Source organism: Streptomyces sp. 3-6, from assembly GCF_056323165.1.
Genome location: NZ_JBWHZP010000003.1, coordinates 60,909 through 81,068 on the forward strand (window position 1 = coordinate 60,909; position 20,160 = coordinate 81,068).

Annotated in this window: 14 protein-coding genes; 8 read left to right on the forward strand and 6 right to left on the reverse strand. The window is 75.0% G+C overall.

Going from position 1 to position 20,160, the window contains the following annotated elements; all coding sequences use genetic code 11:
- Positions 1-105: 105 nt before the first annotated feature.
- The gene (locus tag AC02VZ_RS06395) at positions 106-732 is read right to left on the reverse strand and encodes a LysE family translocator (protein WP_476474775.1); all 627 of its coding nucleotides are present in this window, start codon (positions 730-732) and stop codon (positions 106-108) included.
- 82 nt (positions 733-814) lie between these two features.
- Here AC02VZ_RS06395 and AC02VZ_RS06400 point away from each other — a divergent pair, with 82 nt between their 5' ends.
- Positions 815-1,267 carry an Lrp/AsnC family transcriptional regulator gene (locus AC02VZ_RS06400; RefSeq protein ID WP_432057267.1) on the forward strand — a complete coding sequence of 151 codons (453 nt, stop codon included), beginning with the start codon at positions 815-817 and terminating at the stop codon, positions 1,265-1,267.
- 626 nt (positions 1,268-1,893) lie between these two features.
- Here the strand turns inward: AC02VZ_RS06400 and AC02VZ_RS06405 are convergent.
- The gene (locus AC02VZ_RS06405) at positions 1,894-2,529 is read right to left on the reverse strand and encodes a TetR family transcriptional regulator (RefSeq protein ID WP_476474903.1); all 636 of its coding nucleotides are present in this window, start codon (positions 2,527-2,529) and stop codon (positions 1,894-1,896) included.
- A 134-nt stretch (positions 2,530-2,663) separates the two neighbouring features.
- Here AC02VZ_RS06405 and kbpA point away from each other — a divergent pair, with 134 nt between their 5' ends.
- From kbpA to AC02VZ_RS06420, 3 genes are all read left to right on the forward strand, one after another.
- On the forward strand, positions 2,664-3,404 hold the full coding sequence (kbpA, locus tag AC02VZ_RS06410) for an AfsK-binding protein KbpA (protein ID WP_476474776.1): 741 nt from the start codon (positions 2,664-2,666) through the stop codon (positions 3,402-3,404).
- 286 nt (positions 3,405-3,690) lie between these two features.
- On the forward strand, positions 3,691-6,060 hold the full coding sequence (gene afsK, locus AC02VZ_RS06415; RefSeq protein ID WP_476474777.1) for a protein serine/threonine kinase AfsK: 2,370 nt from the start codon (positions 3,691-3,693) through the stop codon (positions 6,058-6,060).
- A gap of 177 nt (positions 6,061-6,237) precedes the next feature.
- On the forward strand, positions 6,238-6,771 hold the full coding sequence (locus AC02VZ_RS06420; protein WP_476474778.1) for a hypothetical protein: 534 nt from the start codon (positions 6,238-6,240) through the stop codon (positions 6,769-6,771).
- A 454-nt stretch (positions 6,772-7,225) separates the two neighbouring features.
- Here the strand turns inward: AC02VZ_RS06420 and AC02VZ_RS06425 are convergent, their stop codons facing one another.
- From AC02VZ_RS06425 to AC02VZ_RS06435, 3 genes are all read right to left on the reverse strand, one after another.
- Positions 7,226-7,411 (reverse strand): hypothetical protein, encoded by a 186-nt coding sequence (locus AC02VZ_RS06425; protein WP_476474779.1) that lies wholly within the window; start codon positions 7,409-7,411, stop codon positions 7,226-7,228.
- A 221-nt stretch (positions 7,412-7,632) separates the two neighbouring features.
- Positions 7,633-10,590, reverse strand: coding sequence for an SARP-family global regulator AfsR (gene afsR, locus AC02VZ_RS06430; protein ID WP_476474780.1), 2,958 nt, complete (start codon positions 10,588-10,590; stop codon positions 7,633-7,635).
- 288 nt (positions 10,591-10,878) lie between these two features.
- Positions 10,879-11,271 (reverse strand): nitroreductase/quinone reductase family protein, encoded by a 393-nt coding sequence (locus AC02VZ_RS06435; RefSeq protein WP_476474781.1) that lies wholly within the window; start codon positions 11,269-11,271, stop codon positions 10,879-10,881.
- Positions 11,272-11,664: 393 nt separating this feature from the next.
- Between AC02VZ_RS06435 and AC02VZ_RS06440 the strand changes: the two genes are divergently transcribed.
- From AC02VZ_RS06440 to AC02VZ_RS06455, 4 genes are all read left to right on the forward strand, one after another.
- A complete protein-coding gene (locus AC02VZ_RS06440; RefSeq protein WP_476474782.1) occupies positions 11,665-12,525 on the forward strand; it encodes an LLM class F420-dependent oxidoreductase in 861 nt (286 codons plus the stop codon).
- Between the two features lie 296 nt (positions 12,526-12,821).
- On the forward strand, positions 12,822-15,410 hold the full coding sequence (locus AC02VZ_RS06445; RefSeq protein WP_476474783.1) for a bifunctional FO biosynthesis protein CofGH: 2,589 nt from the start codon (positions 12,822-12,824) through the stop codon (positions 15,408-15,410).
- 464 nt (positions 15,411-15,874) lie between these two features.
- Positions 15,875-16,450 carry a hypothetical protein gene (locus AC02VZ_RS06450; RefSeq protein WP_432056849.1) on the forward strand — a complete coding sequence of 192 codons (576 nt, stop codon included), beginning with the start codon at positions 15,875-15,877 and terminating at the stop codon, positions 16,448-16,450.
- A gap of 308 nt (positions 16,451-16,758) precedes the next feature.
- Positions 16,759-17,877: an ADP-ribosylglycohydrolase family protein gene (locus tag AC02VZ_RS06455; protein ID WP_476474784.1), complete on the forward strand. Its 1,119-nt coding sequence runs from the start codon at positions 16,759-16,761 to the stop codon at positions 17,875-17,877.
- A 247-nt stretch (positions 17,878-18,124) separates the two neighbouring features.
- Here AC02VZ_RS06455 and AC02VZ_RS06460 read toward each other — a convergent pair whose 3' ends face one another.
- Entirely contained in the window at positions 18,125-20,149 is a 2,025-nt protein-coding gene (locus AC02VZ_RS06460) for an MFS transporter (protein ID WP_476474785.1), read from the reverse strand.
- Positions 20,150-20,160 lie beyond the last annotated feature (11 nt).

The window sequence follows — 20,160 nt, forward strand, 5'->3', positions numbered from 1 at the left end:
TGCCGTGCGCTCGCGTGCAGCACAACGAGGTCCGGACACCGCCGGGTTCCACCCGTCCCCCGGATGGCGGAAACCCGCCGCGCCGCGGCCCGCGTGCGGCCCGCGTCAGAGCACCGCGAGCCGCTGCACCAGCAGCAGGGCGCCGATGCCGAGCATCGCGGCCCCCGAGGTGCGGACCACCGCCCGCGCCGCGGCCGGACGGGTGCCCAGGACGGCACGCGCGCCGACGCCCACCGCGAGGTAGACGGCCGCGCAGCACGCCATGTGCGCCAGCCCCAGGACGACGGTCTGCGCCGCCACCGGCAGGTGGGCGTCGGGCCCGGTGACCAGGAACTGGGGGAGCACGGAGAGGTAGAGCAGCAGGCCCTTGGGGTTGAGGCCGCTGATCACCGCCCCCTGGCGGAAGGCGCGGACCCCGCTCGCGTCGGGAGCACCGGTGCCGGCGCCCGGCGTGCCCGGGCGGCGCAGCACGCTCCAGCCCAGCCACACCAGATACGCCGCCCCCACCACGGTGAGCGCCGTGAGCAGCACAGGGGACCCGGCGACGAGGACCGCCAGCCCGGCGGCCGCCAGCACCGTGTGCAGGGCGTACCCGGCGACCAGACCGCCGACCGAGGCCGCCACCGACCGCCCGCGCAGTCCCGCCGAGATCGCGTAGGCCCAGTCGGCACCCGGGACGCACACCAGCATCAGGTCGAGGGCGAGGAAGGCGAGGAGGGTCCCGGTGTCCATGAGGGCGAGATTAGGCGGGTTCGGGCCGTATGTGTTCCCGTATTTTTCCCGTTCAGGAGGTGGTTGGGGCAAGGTTTCCCCCATGGACGACATGGACCGGAAAATTCTTGCGGAGCTCCAGCTGGACGGGCGGCTGACCGTGACCGAGCTGGCGGCGCGCGTACGCCTGAGCGTCTCGCCCTGTCACCGGCGGCTGCGGGAGCTGGAGCGGTCGGGAGCGATCAGCGGCTACCGGGCGGTGGTCGACCCGGCGGCCGTGGGGCTCACCTTCGAGGCGCTGGTCTTCGTGTCCATGCGGCAGGAGGACCGGGAGACGGTCCGGGAGTTCGAGCAGGCGGTCAGCGACGTGCCCGAGGTGCTGGAGGCCCAGCGGCTGTTCGGGGAGCCCGACTACCTGCTGCGGGTGGTCGCCGCCGACCTGTCCGCCTACCAGCGGCTCTACGACGAGCGGCTGACGACCCTGCCGGGCGTGCAGCGGCTGACGTCCACGCTGGTGATGAAGCACCTGGTGAAGGACCGCCCCCTGCCCGCCTGACACCGTCTCCACACCACGCGGCCAGGCCCCGGGCCGCCGGTCCCCGGCCACCTCCGGAGCCGCACCGGATCCACCCGACCGACCCGCACGTGCCCGTGACGCACATGCCCGGACCGCATTTGCCCGCAACGCGCCCGCCAGGACCGCACCTGCCCGGACTGCCATCGCGCGGGCCGGCCCGCAGCAGCGGCGTCCGGGCGGCCCGGGAGCGGAACAGGCGGCGGTCCACCGGAGTGAACCGCCGCCTGCCGGACAGGACTTGCGGAACGCTGAAAGAGCGAGGAAGGCGAGTAAGGCGAGGACGGCGAAGAAGCTGCGGAAGCCGAGGAGGACGACAGCGGCGCGGAAGCCGAGGAGGACGACAGCGGCGCGGAAGCCGAGGAGGACGACAGCGGCGCGGATGACGCGAGAAGTGCCGCAGCCGGAGGAGGCGGGGGAGCGAAGGAGGTGAGGGAGACGCACGAGCCGCCACCGGAGGCCCGAGAGGCCCGAGAGGCCCGAGAGGCGAGGAAGCCAGAGGCGAGGAAGCGAGAGGCAGGGAAGCGAGAGGCAGGGAGGCGAGAGAGGCCCAGGAAGCGGGAGAGGCGCAGGCCCCCCGCGCGGTGACCGGGCGGTGACCGGGTCGGTTACCGGGTCGGCTTCCTGCCGGTGACCCCGAGGTGCACCAGCAGCGCCAGGTTGGGCTTGAGCTCGGCCTGCTTGACGCCCCAGGAGGTGAACCCCTTCTGGTGCGAGGCGACCGCCGCGAGCATGGTGACCAGGGAGCCGGCGATCGCCGCCGGGTTCACGTCCTTGTCGATCCGCCCCTTGGCCTGCAATTCGGTGACCGCGTCCACCAGGGAGCCGTTCACCGAGTTGAGGATCTTCATCCGGAGCTTGTAGAAGCGCTTGTCGCCCTCGGCCGCCCCGAGGTCGACGACCCGCAGGATCGCGTCGTTGCGCCGCCAGAAGTCCAGGAAGCCGTCGACGAGTTCCTGTGCCGTCTGCCAGCCGGCCTTGCCGGCCCAGGAGCGGCCCTCCAGCAGTCCGGCCAGTTCGGCGGCCTCGGCGGCCGTCCGGTCGGCGATCTCCAGAACCGCGCCCTCGACGTCCGGAAAATACTGGTAGAAGGTGGCCGGTGAGGTTCCGGCCTTCCTGGCGACATCGATGACTTTGACGTCCCGGTAGGGGGAGGAGCTGAGCATCTCGCCGAGACAGTCGAGCAGCTTCTGCCGCGTCGCCTGCCCACGTCGTCCGGCCACGCGGCCGTCCACGGTACGCACTTGTCCTGTCATGTCGTCAGCTTACCGAGGGGGCAGGGGAGCGCGATTCGGCCGACTGCAAATGGGGTGTGGGGGTCCCTGGACCGTGGTGTGCCTGGTCTGCGGGGTGCGGGCGACGTGGTTACGTTGGCGGCATGGCCGAAAACAGTGCATCGCGTCACGCAGAGGGACCGGAGTACGCGGAGGGCGCGCCGTGCTGGGCCGACGTGCAGCTGCCGGACGTGGCGGCGGGCCGGCGGTTCTACGGCGACCTCTTCGGGTGGACCTTCGAGGAGGGTCCCGGGGGCCGGGTGCGGGCGCTGAAGGACGGGGAGCCCGTCGCCTCCCTCGGGCGGAAGGCCGACGGCCGGCTCCCCACCGTGTGGACGGTCTCCTTCTCCACTCCGGACGCCGAGGCGCTCTGCCGGCGGATCCGCGCGGCGGGCGGGCAGATCGTCTCCGCCCCGCTGCCGGTCGACGGACTGGGCACCGCGGCGCTCGTCACCGACCCCGAGGGCGCCGTGTTCGGCCTGTGGCAGCCGGACGGGCACCGCGGCTTCGGCCGCCGCCGGGAGCCGGGCACCTTCGCGTGGGTGCAGCTCTACACGCGGGACACCGAGGCGGCCAACGACTTCTACGGGGACCTCTTCCACGACGCCCTGTTCGGGCCGGACGCCGAGCCCGACTTCGGCCGCGCCCCCGTCTCCGACGTCTTCCCCGCCGAGATGCCGCCCCACTTCCTGGTGCACTTCGCCGCCGAGGACCCGGCCGCCACGATGGCGGAGGTGACCCGGCTCGGCGGACGCGTCCAGGTCCCGCCCTTCGAGACGTCCTACGGCACGGTGGCCGTCGTCACCGACAATCAGGGGGCGTCCTTCGCGCTGCTGCGCCGCTGAGCCGCCGGCCCGAGGGGCGGCCCGCCGGGGGTCGCCCGCCCGAGGTGCGGCCCGCCGGGGGGCTCCCCCGAGACGCAACCAGCCCGGGACTGCCCGCCCGACGTGCCGCCCGAGTCGTACCTGTCGTGAAAATCACTGGACATCCCCTTTGTCCCCGGGTTCGCAACCTGCGCGCCGGACAGGAAGAATCGGGGGGCGTGCCGCCGCGGCGGTGCGGTGGTGAGACGCTGCACTTCGGTCGCGCGCACAGGCGGTGGCGCGACTCGTACGGGGAGGTGGCAGGCAAGTGGTGGATCAGCTGACGCAGCACGATCCGCGGCGTATCGGGCCGTTCGAGGTGCTGGGACGGCTGGGTGCCGGTGGCATGGGGCTGGTCTATCTCGCGCGCTCGGCGTCCGGGCGGCGGGTGGCGATCAAGACGGTCCGGACCGAGCTGGCCGAGGACCAGCTGTTCCGGGTCCGCTTCACGCGCGAGGTGGAGGCGGCCCGCGCGGTCTCCGGCTTCTACACCGCGGCCGTGGTGGACGCCGACCCCCGGGCCGCCGTGCCGTGGCTGGCCACCGCGTACGTCCCCGCGCCCTCCCTCGAGGAGATAGTGAACGAGTGCGGGCCCCTCCCGCCCCAGGCGGTGCGCTGGCTGGCGGCCGGGGTGGCCGAGGCGCTGCAGTCCATCCACGGCGCCGGACTCGTCCACCGCGACCTCAAGCCGTCCAACGTCCTCGTCGTCGAGGACGGCCCGAGGGTGATCGACTTCGGTATCGCGTCCGGCGTTTCGAACACCCGTCTGACGATGACCAACGTCGCCGTCGGCACCCCCGCCTACATGTCGCCCGAGCAGGCCAAGGACTCCCGCAGCGTCACCGGGGCGAGCGACGTGTTCTCGCTCGGCTCGATGCTGGTGTTCGCGGCCACCGGGCACCCGCCCTTCCACGGCGCCAACCCGGTCGAGACCGTCTTCATGCTGCTGCGCGAGGGCCCCGACCTCGACGGCCTGCCGGACGAGCTGCGCCCGCTGATCGAGTCGTGCATGCAGATGGAGGCCACGGCCCGCCCCAACCCCGCCGACCTCCAGGCGCAGCTCGCCCCGCACCTGTTCGGCTCCGGTTCCGACGACAGTGGGACGGCGTCCGCCTGGCTGCCCGAGCGGGCCGTCCACCTGATCGAGTCCCGGCGCGGCGGCCGTCCGGCCCCCCGGCCCTCCCACGGCACCGGGCGCGGCGCCGGCGCCGCCCGGCCCGCGGTGCCGCCGCCCCCGCCCCCGCCGCCGCACGACCCGGTCGTCCCGCCGCCGCCCCCGTCCCGGCCCGCGCCGGTGGGGGCACCGGCCGCCGGCACCGGACCGGTGCGGCTGGCGGGCGCGGCCGTGCCCATCGGGCCCGGGCCGAGGGTCGCCGACGTCCGGGCCGCCGCCGTGACGGCGCCCCCGCCCGAGGCCGCCCTCGCCGCCTCCTGGGCCAAGCCCCGCCCCGGCGTCAACGGTGCCGACCCCGCGGTGCCGCCCGCCCCGGCGGCGCCGGAGCAGCCCAGCGGCTGGCGGCCGTGGCGGTTCCGGATGTCCAACGACGTGTGGGGCACCCCGTCCGTCGACGGCGACCTCGTCTACGTCACCTCCTTCGAGGTGCACGCCCTGGACGTGGCCACCGGCCGTCGCCGCTTCAAGACCCGGGACGTCGCCTGGTCCATGGCGGTCGCCGACGGCCGCATCCACGCCTCCGACGGCCCCACCCTCTTCGCCCTCGACGCCCGTGAGGGCGGCGACCTGTGGCGGCTGTCCACCGACGCCTGGGTGTACTCGCTGCGGGCCGAGCGCGGCACCGTCGTCACCGGCACCCGCGGCGGCGGCGCGCAGGGCTGGGAGGCGTCCACCGGGCAGAAGCTGTGGGAGATCACCGGCTGTCAGACCGACTTCGAGACCCCGGAGGCGGGTCCCGACCTGCACGACGGCACGGTCTACGTCTGGCAGGACGCCCGGCTGCGCGCCCTGGACGCCCGCACCGGCGAGGAGCGCTGGTCCTACCCGATCGGCGACGCGGCCTCCTGCGGCGGTGTCCCGGTCCGCGTCACCCAGGCCCCCGACGGCTACGTCTACGTCTCCGCCGGGACGCGGGTGCTCGCCCTGGACGTCGCGGGCGGTCATGTGCGCTGGCACTTCGAGGCCCCGGCGGTCTTCCTCTGCCCGCCCGCGTTCGTCCCCGGGCCGGCGGTCACGGGCGGCGGCGTCTACCTGGCCGACTACCTCGGCACGGTCTACGCCCTCGACGCCACCGACGGCCGCGACCGCTGGCGCATCGCCACCGAGGCCCGCACCTCCGTCGAGCCGGTCCTGGTCGCCGCCGGACACGTCCACGTCGGCAGCGGCAAGGGCCTCTACACCCTGGACGCCGTCACGGGCACGCCCAAGTGGCGTTTCCAGTCGGGCGGGGACATCGTGGGCGCCCCGGCCGTGGCCGAGGGGCGCATCCACTTCGGGTCCACCGACCACCTCCTCTACACGCTGAAGGCCGACGACGGCCGGCTGCGGTGGAAGCTGGCCACCGGCGGCGAGATCACCGGTTCCCCGGTGGTCCGGGACGGTGTGGTGTACGCCTGTAGCAAGGACCGCTGCGTGTACGCGCTGGACGCGGAGAAGGGCACCGGCACGGCCCGCACGACGTGACGCCCCGCCGGGCGGGCACGGCCGGTCGTCGGCGCCCGCCCGGGGGCGCCGACCGTTCCTCTCCTGGGGAGCGGAGCCGAGGACGGGACGGTCACGGGTTGGTGACATGCTCGTGACACTGTGTCAAGTAGGATGCGGCACATGCGTTTTCGGGGGAACACACTCAGACTCACTGCCGTGTCCGTCCTGGTCGTCCTCGCCCTGACGGGGTTCTCGACGGGACGTGGCCGGGGCGGTGGCGACGGCGGCGGGGGAGGCTGCAGCAGTTCCTCACAGAACCACGACTCCTCCTCGACGTCCGGCGGCAGCCACCACCGCGACTACGACGACGACGATGACGACGACTACGACTACGGCTCCGACTACGGCTCCGACACGGGCGCCGATTCCGGCTCCAGCGGTACGAGCAGCGGCGGCTACAACTCCGAGCCCCTGGACATGGCCGAGGCGGACCTGCTGAGCTGCGCGTCGAAGAAGGTCCGGTACGCGAAGGTCCGGGTCACCAACCCCAACCCCGAGTACGGAAGCTTCACCGTCCGCCTCCTCTTCCAGGAGCGCGACGGCACCGGCATCGCCATGGTGGAGCAGGATGTCGCCGTGCCCGGCAAGGAGAGCGTCACCACGAAGGTCTTCATCGACGCCGCCGACCGGCGCGCGAAGCTCGTCGCCCGGTGCCACCTCGACCCCGAGGCGCACCCGGTCACCCGCTGAACCGCGGCGGCACAACCCTTCGTAGGGGAGCGCGTTCCGGACCACCGGGTCCGGGACGCGTTCGCGCGTGCCCGCCGTCGGCCGGCCGGACCGTACGGCGATCCGTCGGAGCGCCCGGTGGACGCTCCGTGGACGCCGGTGGACGCCGGTGGGCGGCGGGTCGCGCGGGCCGTCGGCGCGAGCGGACGCGCGGGCGCCTGCGCGTCAACGGGGCCTTCGAAGCCGGGGCTTCGCAGCGCGGGGCGTGCAACAGGGGCTTCTCCCCTCGGACTTGACCGTCACGCGCCGTCACCGGCCCCGTCGGTCTCCGCGCGCGAGGCGGGCCGGCGGGTGCCGGGCGCGCGCGGGGCGGCCGGTCACGTGGACCGGCCGCCCCTCGTCCGTGCCCCGGGCACGCAGCGGGCCGCGGCGGCTCCCCTCCGCGCCGCCGCGGCCCGCCCCCGTGCGGAGATGGCTACCGGGTCGGCCTGAACGGCTCCGACGTGGCGTGCATGTCCTTGGTCTCCAGGGGCTCGGAGGTGGCGTGCATGTCCTCCGTGCCGGCCTTCCCCCCGCCGGACTTGTCGCCGGCCACGGGCGTCGGCTCGGTCCCCCCGGTGGCGTGCATGTCCTGCGGCTTGATGTCCTGCTCGTCGCTCATGCGGTGCTCCCCTTGCGTTGTGTGTCGTGCGGTGGTCGGCGAGGGCCCGTCCGGACATTCCCCCGAGGACGCCCGGGCGGGCCCACCGGGCCGCCGCCCCTTCCCCCCGGAAGGCGCGCGGCCCCTCTCCGGCCGACCCGCCTGCCCCCCGACGCGCCGGATCGACCGGAACCCAGCATGGCGCCGGGCGATAAACGAATGATGAACGGCGAGCCGGTTTGTCACACGGCCGGTACACGCTCCAGGAGTTCGCGCACCGTTGCCGCCTCGGACGCCCCCAGCTCCTCGTAGATGCGCAGGGCGTCGCGCCAGCACACCTCGGCGCGGCCGGTCTGGCCCGCGCCCGTCAGGGCGTGCCCCAGCACGGTGAGCACGTTGCCGCGCCGCCACTCCCCGCCGATGCCGCGCAGCACCGTCAGCGCCATCTCCGCGTTGCTGGCGGCCTGGCCGAACCGCCGGGCCGCGATGTCCACCTCGGCCAGCCGGAACAGGGTCATGCCCTCCCACAGCCGCTGCCGGCTCTCCCGGAACACGTCGAGGGCCTCCCCGAGCCGGTCCGCCGCCTCGTCGAGGCCGCCGCCGCGGGTGAGCGCCATGCCGAGCGCGTACCGCCCGTTCGCGCCCCGCATGGAGTTGCCCATCGCGTCGTAGATCGCTATGCCCTGCTCGGCCAGGGCCACCGCGCTGTCGGTGCGGCCGGTGGCGAGGTGGATCCGGGAGAGGTTGCACAGGGCGCTGGCCTCGCCGGGGCGGTCGCCCAGGGTGCGGAAGTGCTCGATGGCGTACGAGAGGTGCTCCTCGCCGTCCTCGTTGCGGCCCTGGTACAGCGCGATGATGCCGCGCGCGTTGCGCGCCCAGGACGCCGGGAGCAGGTCGTCGGCCTCCTCGGCCAGCCGGATCACGTGCCCGGCCTCCTCGTCGGCCCGGTCGAACCGGCCGCCGTCCACGTGCGCGTGGGCCAGCGTCATCAGGGCCCGCGCCCGCACCCGGGGCCCGCCGAACCGGTGCGCCGCCTCCAGCAGCACCTCGGCCGTCGCCGCGTACTCGCGCGGGTTGGCCCCCGACTCCGAGATGTCGAGCGCGGCCCACAGCAGGTCGGCCGCCCGGTCGAGCGTGTCCGGGCGGGACGCCGACTGCCGGGCAAGCGCCAGCAGGCAGTTCGCCTCCGTGTACAGCCAGTCCCGGGCCCGCTCGCGGTCCGGGAAGGTCAGCCCCGGGTGGGCGGTCGGCGCGAGGTGGTCCACCAGCCGGTCGCCCGGGCGCTCGGCCGCGTACACCCCCGCCGTCGTCGCCAGCGTGAAGTCGAGCAGGCGGGACAGCGCGCCCTCCCGTTCGCTCGGCGGCAGTTCGTCGCGCTCCGCGCAGGCACGCGCGTAGAGCCGCACCAGGTCGTGGAAGCGGTAGCGGCCCGGCGCGGCCGACTCCACCAGGGAGGTGTCCACCAGGGACTCCAGCAGGTCCTCCGTGTCGTCCGCCGGGAGGTCCAGCACCGCCGCGGCCGCCGCCAGCGACAGGTCGGGCCCGTCGGCCAGGCCCAGCAGCCGGAAGGCGCGGGCCTGGGCCGGCTCCAGCTGGCCGTAGCCCAGCTCGAAGGTCGCCTTCACCGCCAGGTCCCCGGCCTGCAACTCGTCCAGCCGGCGGCGCTCGTCCGCCAGCTTGGCCGCCAGCACCGACACCGTCCAGGTGCGGCGCGCCGCCAGCCGGGAGGCCGCGATCCGGATGGCCAGCGGCAGGAAACCGCACGCGGCCACCACGTCCAGCGCGGCGTCCCGCTCGGACGCCACCCGCTCCTCGCCGACGATCCGGGTGAACAGGGTCAGCGCCTCGTCCGGCGACATCACGTCCAGGTCCACCAGATGGGCCCCGGCCAGGTCCACCATCCGCACCCGGGAGGTGACCAGGGCCGCGCAGCCCTCCGTGCCCGGCAGCAGCGGACGCACCTGGGCGGCGTCGCGGGCGTTGTCCAGCAGCACCAGCACCCGGCGGCCGTCCAGCGCCGAGCGGTACAGCGCCGCCCGGTCCTCCAGCGCGTCGGGGATCGCCGAGTCCGGGGTGCCCAGCGCGCGCAGGAACGAGCCGAGGACCGTCTCCGGCTCCGCGGCCCGCGCGCCCGCCCCCTGGAGGTCGACGTAGAGCTGCCCGTCCGGGAAGGCCGGGCGGGCCCGGTGCGCCACGTGCACGGCGAGGGTCGTCTTGCCGACACCCCCGATCCCGGCCAGCGCGGAGACCGCCATCACCCGGCCCTCGGCCGAGGCGAGGGTCTCGCCGAGCTCGCGCACGAAGGACGCCCGGCCGGTGAAGTCGGGCACGGTCGCCGGGAGTTGCGCCGGCCGCACCGGCGCCGGGGCCGTCGGCCCGGGCGCCGGGGAGGACGGCTCCGCCAGGTGCGGGTCCGCGCGGAGGATGCGCTGCTGGAGATCCTGGAGGCCCGGCCGCGGGTCCACGCCCAGTTCCTCGGCCAGCAGCCGCCGGGTGTCGGCGTACACGGCCAGTGCCTCCGCCTGGCGCCCGCTGCGGTACAGCGCCAGCATCAGCAGCTCCCGCAGCCGTTCGCGCAGCGGGTGGGCGGCGGTCAGCGCCGTCAACTCCGAGACGGCCTCCGCGTGGCAGCCCTGCTCCAGGTCCATTTCCAGCCGCGTCTCCAGGAGTTGGAGCCGCCACTCCTCCAGCCGCGCCCGCTGCGCCTCCGCGTGGGGGCCCGGCACCCCGGCCAGCGCCTCGCCGTCCCACAGGCCGAGGGCCCGGTCCAGGGCCGCGCGCGCCGCGCACAGGTCCCCGGCGGCCCGCGCCTTCTCCGCGTCCGCCGCCAGTTCCTGCGCGACGACGAGGTCCAGCGCACCGTCGGACGGCAGCCGCACCGCGTACCCGCCGGACTCGCTCAGCAGGACCCCCGGGTCCAGGACCTTGCGCAGGCGGGAGGCGTAGGTGCGCAGCGCCGCCAGTGCCTGGGAGGGCGGTTCCTCGCCCCACAGCGCGTCGATCAGCTCGGCCGCCGTGGCAGTACGGCCCTCGCGCAGCAACAGGGCGGCGAGCAGGGCGCGTTGCTGCGGCGAACCGGTGGCGACGGGCTCGTCACCGCGCCGGGCGCGCACCGGGCCGAGCACGCAGAACCGCAGCGCCGCGGACTCCGCCGGGGAGCCGGGCCGCCGCTGCTCCGGCACTCGCGGCACACCGTCCATGCAGTCCCCCCAATGTCACTGAGCCACCACGCCAGTTTGCCTTGCACACGGCGGATGCGTCAGCCGTGGGAGACGCCGATCACACGGCGGCGCGTCCGGGTTCACAAGGTCTTTACAGCCTTCTGCGTGCTCTCGCGCCGTGGTGTCACCCCGGGCGGCCGAATGCGGTTGCCCCGGCGGGCGCGTGACGACCCCTCAGGTGAGGGTCGCGGGCGGGGAGGAGGCCCCGTGCCGTCCGAACCCGCCCGTCCCCGACCCCTGGGCCACGCCCGGGTGGGTGCGTCGGCCTCAGTCGTCCAGGTCGATCCGCACCGTCAGCAGCTGCGCGCCGAACACCCGCACGGCGACGCCGTTGAGGCGGGGCAGGCGGCGCAGCCGTGCCCTGGGGTCGTCGTCGGGCAGCAGCACGGCGGTGCCGGTGTGCCAGCGGCCCCGCAGGCGTACCCGCACGCGGGGGTCCGCCTTGATGTTGCGCACGTACTGGGACCGCTCGCCGAACTCCGACACCAGCCAGAACGCGTCCCCGGTGCGCCGGCCGCCCACCGGGGTGGTGCGGGGCAGTCCGGAGACCCGGCCGGTGGTCTCCAGCAGCGTCTGGAACGGCAACCGGCGCATGACGGGGTTGATCCGGCGCTGGAACGCGGTGGCGATCCGGTACCTGCGGGCGACTCGGGACGTCATCCGGCGAGGTTACCGACGGCCCACGCCCTGCGGACGCGCACCGGCGGGTTCCCGCCACCGCGGGGACGTCCGGCGGGTCCGGGCCACCCGCGGGGGCGTCCGGCGAGGGGCCGGGCCGGCTGCTGCGGCGTCCAACGGAGTCGGGACCACCCGCAGGGGCTTCGGCGAGGGGACGGGTCACGCGCAGGAGCGTCGACGAGGGGCCGGGCCGGCTGCTGGGGCCGTCCAACGGAGTCGGGGGCACGCGCAGCGGCCTCCCACGGGGGCCGGGTCGCGCACAGGGCGCCGGCGCGGGCAGCGGGTCCGGAAACGCACCGTCCGACCGGTCGGTATGGACAACGCGGCCCGGCCCCCGGTATGGATGGGGAGTCGTCCGCGTACGAAAGGCCGCCCATGCGCATCGCCGTCACGATCTTCCTCACCGACGAGACGATCAACCCCGTCCGGCTCGCCCGCGAGCTGGAACAGCGCGGATTCGCCGGGCTGTACCTGCCCGAGCACACCCACATCCCCGTCGAGCGGACCACCCCCTACCCGGCGGGCGGCGAGCTGCCCCGGGAGTACGGCCGCACCCTCGACCCCTTCGTCGCCCTCGGCCAGGCGGCGGCCGTCACCGAGCGGCTGGGCGTCGGCACGGGCATCACGCTGGCCGCCCAGCACGACCCGATCGACCTGGCCAAGCAGATCGCCACCCTGGACCACCTCTCCGGCGGCCGGTTCACGCTCGGCGTCGGCTTCGGCTGGAACGTGGAGGAGGCCGCCGACCACGGCGTCGACTGGCGCACCCGGCGCGAGCTGGTGCGCGACCGGATGGGTCTGATGCGCTCCCTGTGGTCCGAGGAACCGACCTCCTACGAGGGCGCGTTCGCCAGCGTCCGGGCCAGCTTCGCGCACCCCAAGCCGGTGCAGAAGCAGCGGGGACCGGTGGTGGGACCGCGCACCCTGGTCGGGGGCGGCGCCGGGCCGAAGCTGTTCGCGCACATCTGCGAGTACGCCGACGGCTGGCTGCCGATCGGCGGACGCGGCCTGTCCGAGTCGCTGCCCGCCCTGCGGACCGCCTGGGCCGACGCGGGCCGTGACCCCGAAGCCCTCCAGGTGGTGCCCTACGCCGTCCACCCGACCCCGGGCAAGCTGGCGCACTACGCCGACCTGGGCATCGAGGAGACCGTCGTGCAACTGCCGTCCGAGGGCGAGACGGAGGTGCTGCGGGCCCTCGACACCGTCCAGCCGTTCGTCGACGGGACCGCGGGGTGACGGCTGCGCGCGAGGAGCGGGGCGGCCTGCCGGGAAGCGCGGGGACCGGCCGCGCCCTTGGCCATGGCGGGCGCACTCCGCAGGGGACCGGCGGGTGGGCACCTACGGGACCGGCGGGCGCCCCCGTACGGGGATCCGGCGGGTGCCCTCCGGGCCGGGCGGACGGTCGCGTGCGGTGCCCGCCGGGCCCGGCGGGTGCCGGACGGCCGGGTGGCGGTGCCGTGCGCCCGGCGGGTCCGGGCCGTGGTCGTAGCGGCCGTCGCCGCGGCTGATCACCCCGAACGTATGCTCAAAGGATGACGACTTCCGTGACCTCCGGAACCGGCGGCCCGACCGAGAACTCCATGCGGCGCGCACTGAAGCGGGCCCGGGACGGCGTCTCCCTGGACGTGTCCGAAGCGGCCGTGCTGCTGCAGGCGCGCGGCGCGGACCTGGAGGACCTGTGCGCCTCGGCGGCCCGGGTGCGCGACGCCGGCCTGGAGGCGGCCGGGCGGCCCGGCGTCATCACCTACTCCAAGAGCGTCTTCCTGCCGCTGACCCGGCTGTGCCGGGACACGTGCCACTACTGCACGTTCGTCACCGTCCCCGGCAAGCTGCGGCGGGCCGGGCACGGGATGTTCATGTCTCCGGACGAGGTGCTGGACATCGCCCGCAAGGGTGCCGCCCTCGGCTGCAAGGAAGCCCTCATCACCCTGGGTGACAAGCCCGAGGACCGCTGGCCCGAGGCGCGCGAGTGGCTCGACGCGCACGGCTACGACGACACCCTCGCCTACGTCCGCGCCATGTCGGTGCGGATCCTGGAGGAGACCGGCCTCCTGCCGCACCTCAACCCGGGCGTGCTGACCTGGACCGATCTCCAGCGCCTGAAGCCGGTGGCGCCCTCGATGGGCATGATGCTGGAGACCACCGCGACCCGGCTGTGGTCCGAGCCCGGCGGCCCCCACCACGGCTCCCCCGACAAGGAGCCGGCCGTGCGGCTGCGGGTGCTGGAGGACGCGGGACGCTCCTCGGTCCCCTTCACCTCCGGCATCCTGATCGGCATCGGCGAGACCCACGAGGAGCGCGCCGACTCCCTGTTCGCGCTGCGGAAGATCTCCCGGGCCCACCACGGCATCCAGGAACTGATCATCCAGAACTTCCGCGCCAAGCCGGACACCGCGATGCGCGGCATGCCGGACGCGGAACTCGACGCACTGGTCGCCACCGTCGCCGTGGCCCGGCACGTCCTCGGCCCGTCCGCCTGCATCCAGGCCCCGCCGAACCTGGTGGACTCCGAGTACGGGCGGCTCATCGCGGCCGGCATCGACGACTGGGGCGGGGTCTCCCCGCTCACCATCGACCACGTCAACCCCGAGCGGCCCTGGCCCCGGATCGACGAACTGGCCGAGACGTCCCGCGCGGCCGGGTTCGAACTGCGCGAACGCCTATGCGTCTACCCGGAGTTCGTCCGCCGCGGGGAACCCTGGCTGGACCCCCGGCTGCGCCCGCACGTCGCCGCGCTCGCCGACCCGGACACCGGCCTCGCCCGCCCGGACGCGGTACCCCGGGGCCTGCCCTGGCAGGAGCCGGACGAGGCGTTCACCGCCACCGGCCGCACCGACCTGCACCGCACCATCGACACCGAGGGCCGCACCGGCGACCGCCGGGAGGACTTCGACGAGGTGTACGGGGACTGGGAGGCCCTGCGCGAGGCCGCCGCCCCCGGGCTGGTGCCCGAACGCGTCGACACCGATGTGCGGGCCGCGCTGAGCACCGCCGCCGACGACCCGACCCGGCTCACCGACGCCGAGGCGCTGGCCCTGCTGCACGCCGACGGCCCGGCCCTGGACGCGCTGTGCCGGATCGCGGACGACGTGCGCCGGGCGGCGGTCGGCGACGACGTCACCTACATCGTCACCCGCAACATCAACTTCACCAACGTCTGCTACACCGGCTGCCGTTTCTGCGCCTTCGCCCAGCGCCGCACCGACGCCGACGCCTACACGCTGTCCCTGGACCAGGTCGCCGACCGCGCCCAGCAGGCGTGGGACGTCGGCGCGGTCGAGGTCTGCATGCAGGGCGGCATCCACCCGGACCTGCCCGGCACCGCCTACTTCGACATCGCGCGGGCGGTGCGCGCACGCGTCCCCGGCATGCACGTGCACGCCTTCTCCCCGATGGAGGTCGTCAACGGCGCGACCCGCACCGGGATGTCGATCCGCGAGTGGCTGACCGCGGCGAAGGAAGCGGGCCTGGACACCATCCCGGGCACCGCGGCCGAGATCCTCGACGACGAGGTCCGCTGGATCCTGACCAAGGGCAAGCTGCCCGCGGCGACCTGGATCGAGGTCGTCACCACCGCCCACGAGCTGGGCATCCGCTCCTCCTCGACGATGATGTACGGCCACGTCGACCAGCCCCGCCACTGGCTCGGCCACCTGCGCACCCTGGCCCGCATCCAGCAGGAGACGGGCGGCTTCACCGAGTTCGTCACCCTGCCCTTCGTGCACACCAACGCGCCGGTCTACCTGGCCGGCATCGCCCGGCCCGGCCCCACCGTCCGCGACAACCGCGCGGTCACCGCGATGGCCCGGCTGCTGCTGCACCCGCACATCCCCCACATCCAGACCAGCTGGGTGAAGCTGGGCGCGGAGGGCGCGGCCGAGATGCTCCGCTCCGGCGCGAACGACCTCGGCGGCACGCTGATGGAGGAGACCATCTCCCGGATGGCGGGCTCCTCCTACGGCTCGTACAAGTCCGTGAAGGACCTGATCGCCGTGGCCGAGGCGGCCGGCCGGCCCGCGAAGCCGCGTACCACGCTCTACGGGGAGGTCCCCGAGGAGCGCCGGCGCGCGGCGGAGGCCTCCGACGGGCACCTGCCGGAACTGCTGCCGGTGCTGGACTGAGCGGCGGGCGAGGGCCCGGCGGCGGGGCGGCCGGGCGGCCGGGCGGTCTCACGGCCGGGCGGTCAGACGGCCGGGCGGGAAGGTGGCCGGGCGGGAAGGTGGCGGCGGCCTCGGGACCTGCGGGCAGCGCGAGCGGGGCCGCCTCCGCGCCGGGGCATCCTCCGGGCCGGGGCATCCTCCGGCCTGCGGCCGCCCGTCCCCCGGGCGACTCCGGAGATGGGCCGCAGGGGCCGGTGGGGACGAGGCGCCAGGCCCGTAGGGGGCGAGGCGAGAGGTCCGGAGGGGCGGGTCGAGGGGCCCTGAGGGCGGGTTGAGGGGCCCGTAGGGGACGGGCGGGAGGCCCGTAGGGGAGGGGGCGAGAGACCCGGAGGGGACGGGCGGAAGGGGTCCGGAAACGGGCAGTAGGATGATCCGACCTCCGGTTTCGGGGGCCGGAACTCCGCCGACCGAGGAGATGCGTACCGTTGCCTGCCCGTCTTCCCTCGTGGGCCTGGGTGACCGGGCTGACCGCGGGTGCGCTGGCCGTGGTGGCCGTCCTCGCGGTGCAGGCGGACCAGGGCCCCAAGCCGAGGCCCGCCGCCGCCACGAGCGCCCCCAGCGCGTCCGCGACGGCCGACGACCCGAAGCCGTCCGCCTCCCCGGAGAAGAGGAACCCGGAGGCCGTACCGGCCGACTCCGGCACCGGACGCCGCGTCGTCTACTCCCTCGGCCTGAAGCGGGTGTGGCTGGTCGACGCCAGTGACGCCGCCCGCCGCACCTTCCCCGTCTGGCCGGGGACGGTCGACCCGGAGCCCGGCAGCTACACGATCGGCACCCGCACCGAGGCCACCACCGGCAGCGACGGGGTCCAGGTCGAGCACATCATGTACTTCGCCGCCAAGGCCGGCGTCTCCATAGCCTTCTCCAACGCCGTCGACGGCTCGTCCCCGCCACCCGCGGACCCGGGTGCCAAGACCGGCGGCATCCGCGTCGCCAAGGAGGACGGCACCGCCCTGTGGGCCTTCGGCACGGCCGGGACCACCGTGCGGGTGGTCGAATAGCCGCACGGCAGTACGCCGTGGCGCAGTGCGGCCGTACCGCCGTGCCTCCGCCCATCCGCATAGCCGTACTTTCGCCGTACTTCCGCGCCCGCCCGCTCGCGCCTCCGCGCCCGGCAGCCCGCCCGGCGGACGGAGGCGCCGGACGTCCGGGACGCCGGCGAAGCAGCCGGACGGGCACAGCCGCTACCACTCGGGCCGGCCGGGCCACTCGGGCCGACCGGGCCCTACCGTTCCGCCGGTGAGCCGCCCGCCCCCGTTCGATTACAGTGCTGGCGTCGTACGTGTGCACGGGTTCCTGGGAGGTCTGGGTGGGTGCGACGACCGGGCCCGTGTGGGGGCGCCGCGAGCAGCAGGACTTCCGCAGCCGGGTGCGCGGAACCCTGCTCGGCGTGGCCCTCGGCGACGCGCTGGGCGCGCCCGTGGCGGCCCTCACCACCGACGCCATCCGCGAGGCGCACGGTGCCGCCGGCGTCGTCGACCTCGGTACCGCCTACGGCCGCCGCGGCGCCGTCACCCACCTCACGCAGCTCACCCTGTTCTCCGTGGACGGGCTGATCCGCGCCCAGGTGCGCCGCGACACCGGCGCCTGGCACCCGCCCACCGACCTGCACCGGGCGTACCTGCGCTGGGCCACCACCCAGCGCGACTGGGGCCCCGACGAGCGCCGCAAGGACGACGGCTCGCTGGCCCGCGAGGAGTGGCTGTACGCCCGCCGGGACCCCTCCCGGGCCCTGCTGCTGGGACTCGGCGACGACACCATGGGCACCCCCGAGGCGCCCAAGAACCCCGGCGACCCCGGCCCGGAGGCCGCCGCCCGGTCCGCGCCCTTCGGGCTGCTCGTCGGCTGGGAGCCGAACCTGGTCGCCCAGCTCGCCGTCGAGTGCGCGGCACAGACCCACGGCCACCCCGACGCCTGCCTCGCGGCGGGCGCGTACGCGGTGACCGTGCACGCGCTGGCCCGGGGCGAGAACCCGGACGCGGCCGTGCAGAGCGCCCTCGCCCTGCTGTCGGCCCTGCCCGGCCACGCCACCGTCTCGGACGCCCTCCAGCAGGCCCTGGGCGCGGTCCGGCAGGGCCTGCCCACCCCGGAGCGGGTCTCCCGGCTGAGCGGCACCGGCACGGCGGCGGAACTGGTCGCCGCCGCCGTCTACTGCGCCCTGGTCGCGGAGGACGTGCGGCACGGCCTGTGCCTGGCGGTCAACCAGGACGGGCCGAGCGCCGTCACCGGGGCCCTCACCGGCGGCCTGCTGGGCGCCCTGCACGGCGAGACGGCCCTGCCCCCGGCCTGGCTCGCCGAGCTGGAGGGCCGCCCCACGGTCCTGGAACTCGCCGACGACTTCGCCATGGAGATGACCCAGGGCGCCGCCCTGCACAGCCCCACCGCCTCCTCCGCCGCCTGGCTGGCCCGCTACCCGCGGGCGGTCTGAGCACCGGGGACCCACCGGACCCGCCGGACCCGCCGGACCCGCCGGACCCGCCGGACCCACCGGACCCGTCGTACCGGCTGGACGGGCCGAGCGGGGCTGGACGGCCGAACAGAGCCTGACGGGCCCAACCGAGCCGGACCCGCTGAACCCACTGGACCCGCTGGACGGCCGACCCCGCCCGAACCGGCCGAACGGAACCGGGAACACCGGGTGCGGCCGGCGGAACGCCCGCCACCCCCGGCCGCGGTCAGCGCAGTTCCTCCGGGCACGGCGTGCCCCGCGACCACTTGTACGGCGCCGCCAGCCGGTAGGTGCCCGGCTCCGGTGCCAGCAGCACCGTCCACACGTCGCCGTTGGCGTCCTCCTCCGTCTCCATCAGGCAGCCGTTGACGTTCTCGTACGTCGCCGGCTCGCCCTCCGGACGGTTCTCGGACTCCTCGGTCTCCCGGGGCGGTTCCAGCGCCGTGCCCTCGGCGTCGACCAGACCCAGCCACGGCGAGTGCGGGACGCGGATCAGCACCCGCCCCGCCTTCTCCACCCGGATCGTCATCGCGCCCTGCTCGGCCCGCTCGACGACCGCGTTCGGCCCGGCCAGCGGCGTCGGGTCGGCCACCTCGAACAGCTGCCAGTTCGCGTCGCCCCACACCTGCGTCAGGTAGGGCAGCCCGCGCTGCACCAGCTCCCGCTCCCGCTCGCCGCCGTCCCCGTCCGGCTTGTCCTTGGGCAGCACCACGTAGTGCACGGCCCAGCGCTTCAGCCACTCGTGGTAGTTCGCCGAGTTGAGGGTGTCGTCGTAGAACAGCGGGTTGCGCTCCATGTCGGCCTGCCGGTTCCAGCCCCGCGCCAGGTTGACGTACGGGGCGAGGGCGGACGCCTCGCGGTGCGAACGGGCCGGGACGACCTCCACCCGGCCGCGCTCGGCCCCGACCTCCTGCAACTCGTTCACCAGCGGGGCCAGCTCCCGCGCCCAGGACGCCGCCGGGGTGGTGTTCACGACGTCGTCGACCGACTTGAACCCGATCCACACCGTGAAGCCGACGAACGCGATGACGATCGCGTACCACTTACGGCTCCGGGGCACCGCGAACGGCAGCGCCGCCACCAGCACCACGCCCGCGAACAGCATCGCCAGCCGCGTCATGTTGGACCCGATCTGCGAACTGATCAGCCAGACCAGCACCACGCCCAGCCCGTAGACCCCGGCCGTGATCCGCACCGTGCGCCACTCCCGGGGCACGAGGAACACCACCAGGACCGAGTACACCAGCGGCAGGATCACCGAGCCGAACCCCATCGGCTGGGTGCCGGAGAACGGGAACAGCCAGGCCGACAGTGCCACCACCGCGGTCGGCGCCAGCCCCAGCGCCCACGCCCCCGGCCGGCGCTTCTGCAGGAACAGCGCCACCGCCACCAGCCCCACGAAGAGGCCCGCGACCGGCGACGCCATGGTCGCCAGCGCCGCCAGCGGCGCCGCGCACAGCGCCTTGGCCCAGCGCTTGTAGCGCCAGCGGTACGGCCAGCAGAAGACGACGGCGACCGCGCCCAGCGCGAACATCGTGCCCAGCCCGTACGTGACCCGCCCCGAGGCCGCGTTGCACAGCAGCGCGAAAACCCCGGCCAGCGCCGCCCACAGCGGGTTGCGCACGCTCCTGCTGCGCATCAGCACCAGCGTCAGCAGCCCCGCCGACACCGTCCCCGCGATCATCATCGTCGTCCGCACCCCGAGGAGGGACATCAGATACGGGGACACCACGCTGTACGACACCGGATGCATGCCGCCGTACCAGGCCAGGTTGTACGCCTGGTCCGGATGACGGCCGACGAACTCGGCCCAGGCGTCCTGGGCCGCCAGGTCGCCGCCGCTGTTGGCGAAGGTGAAGAACCAGACGACGTGCAGCACCCCGGCGAGCCCCATGACGGACAGCACCGGATGCCGCAGCATCCGGGCGCGCACGGCCCGCACCGGCCGCGGCAGACGGGAGCCGTCGGGACGCGCGGGAGGGGCAGCCGGGTCCGGGTCGGGGTTCGGGGCCGGGTCAGGGTTCGGGTTCGGATCCGGGTCCGTAGTCGTGGAGACGCCGGCGGAGACGTCAGCGGAGGCGCCGGTGGCGGCGTCGGCGGCGTCGGTCGGGGCACCGGGCCCGGTGCCGGTCTCAGGGCCGGGGGCGCTCCGGCCCGCCGGGCGGTGAGGCGATCCGGGCGCGGGTATTCGCGCACCCGAGGCCGGGCCCGGATCGGCGTCGTCGGCGCGTGTCGGCTCCGCAGTGGCCACCTGTAGGCACT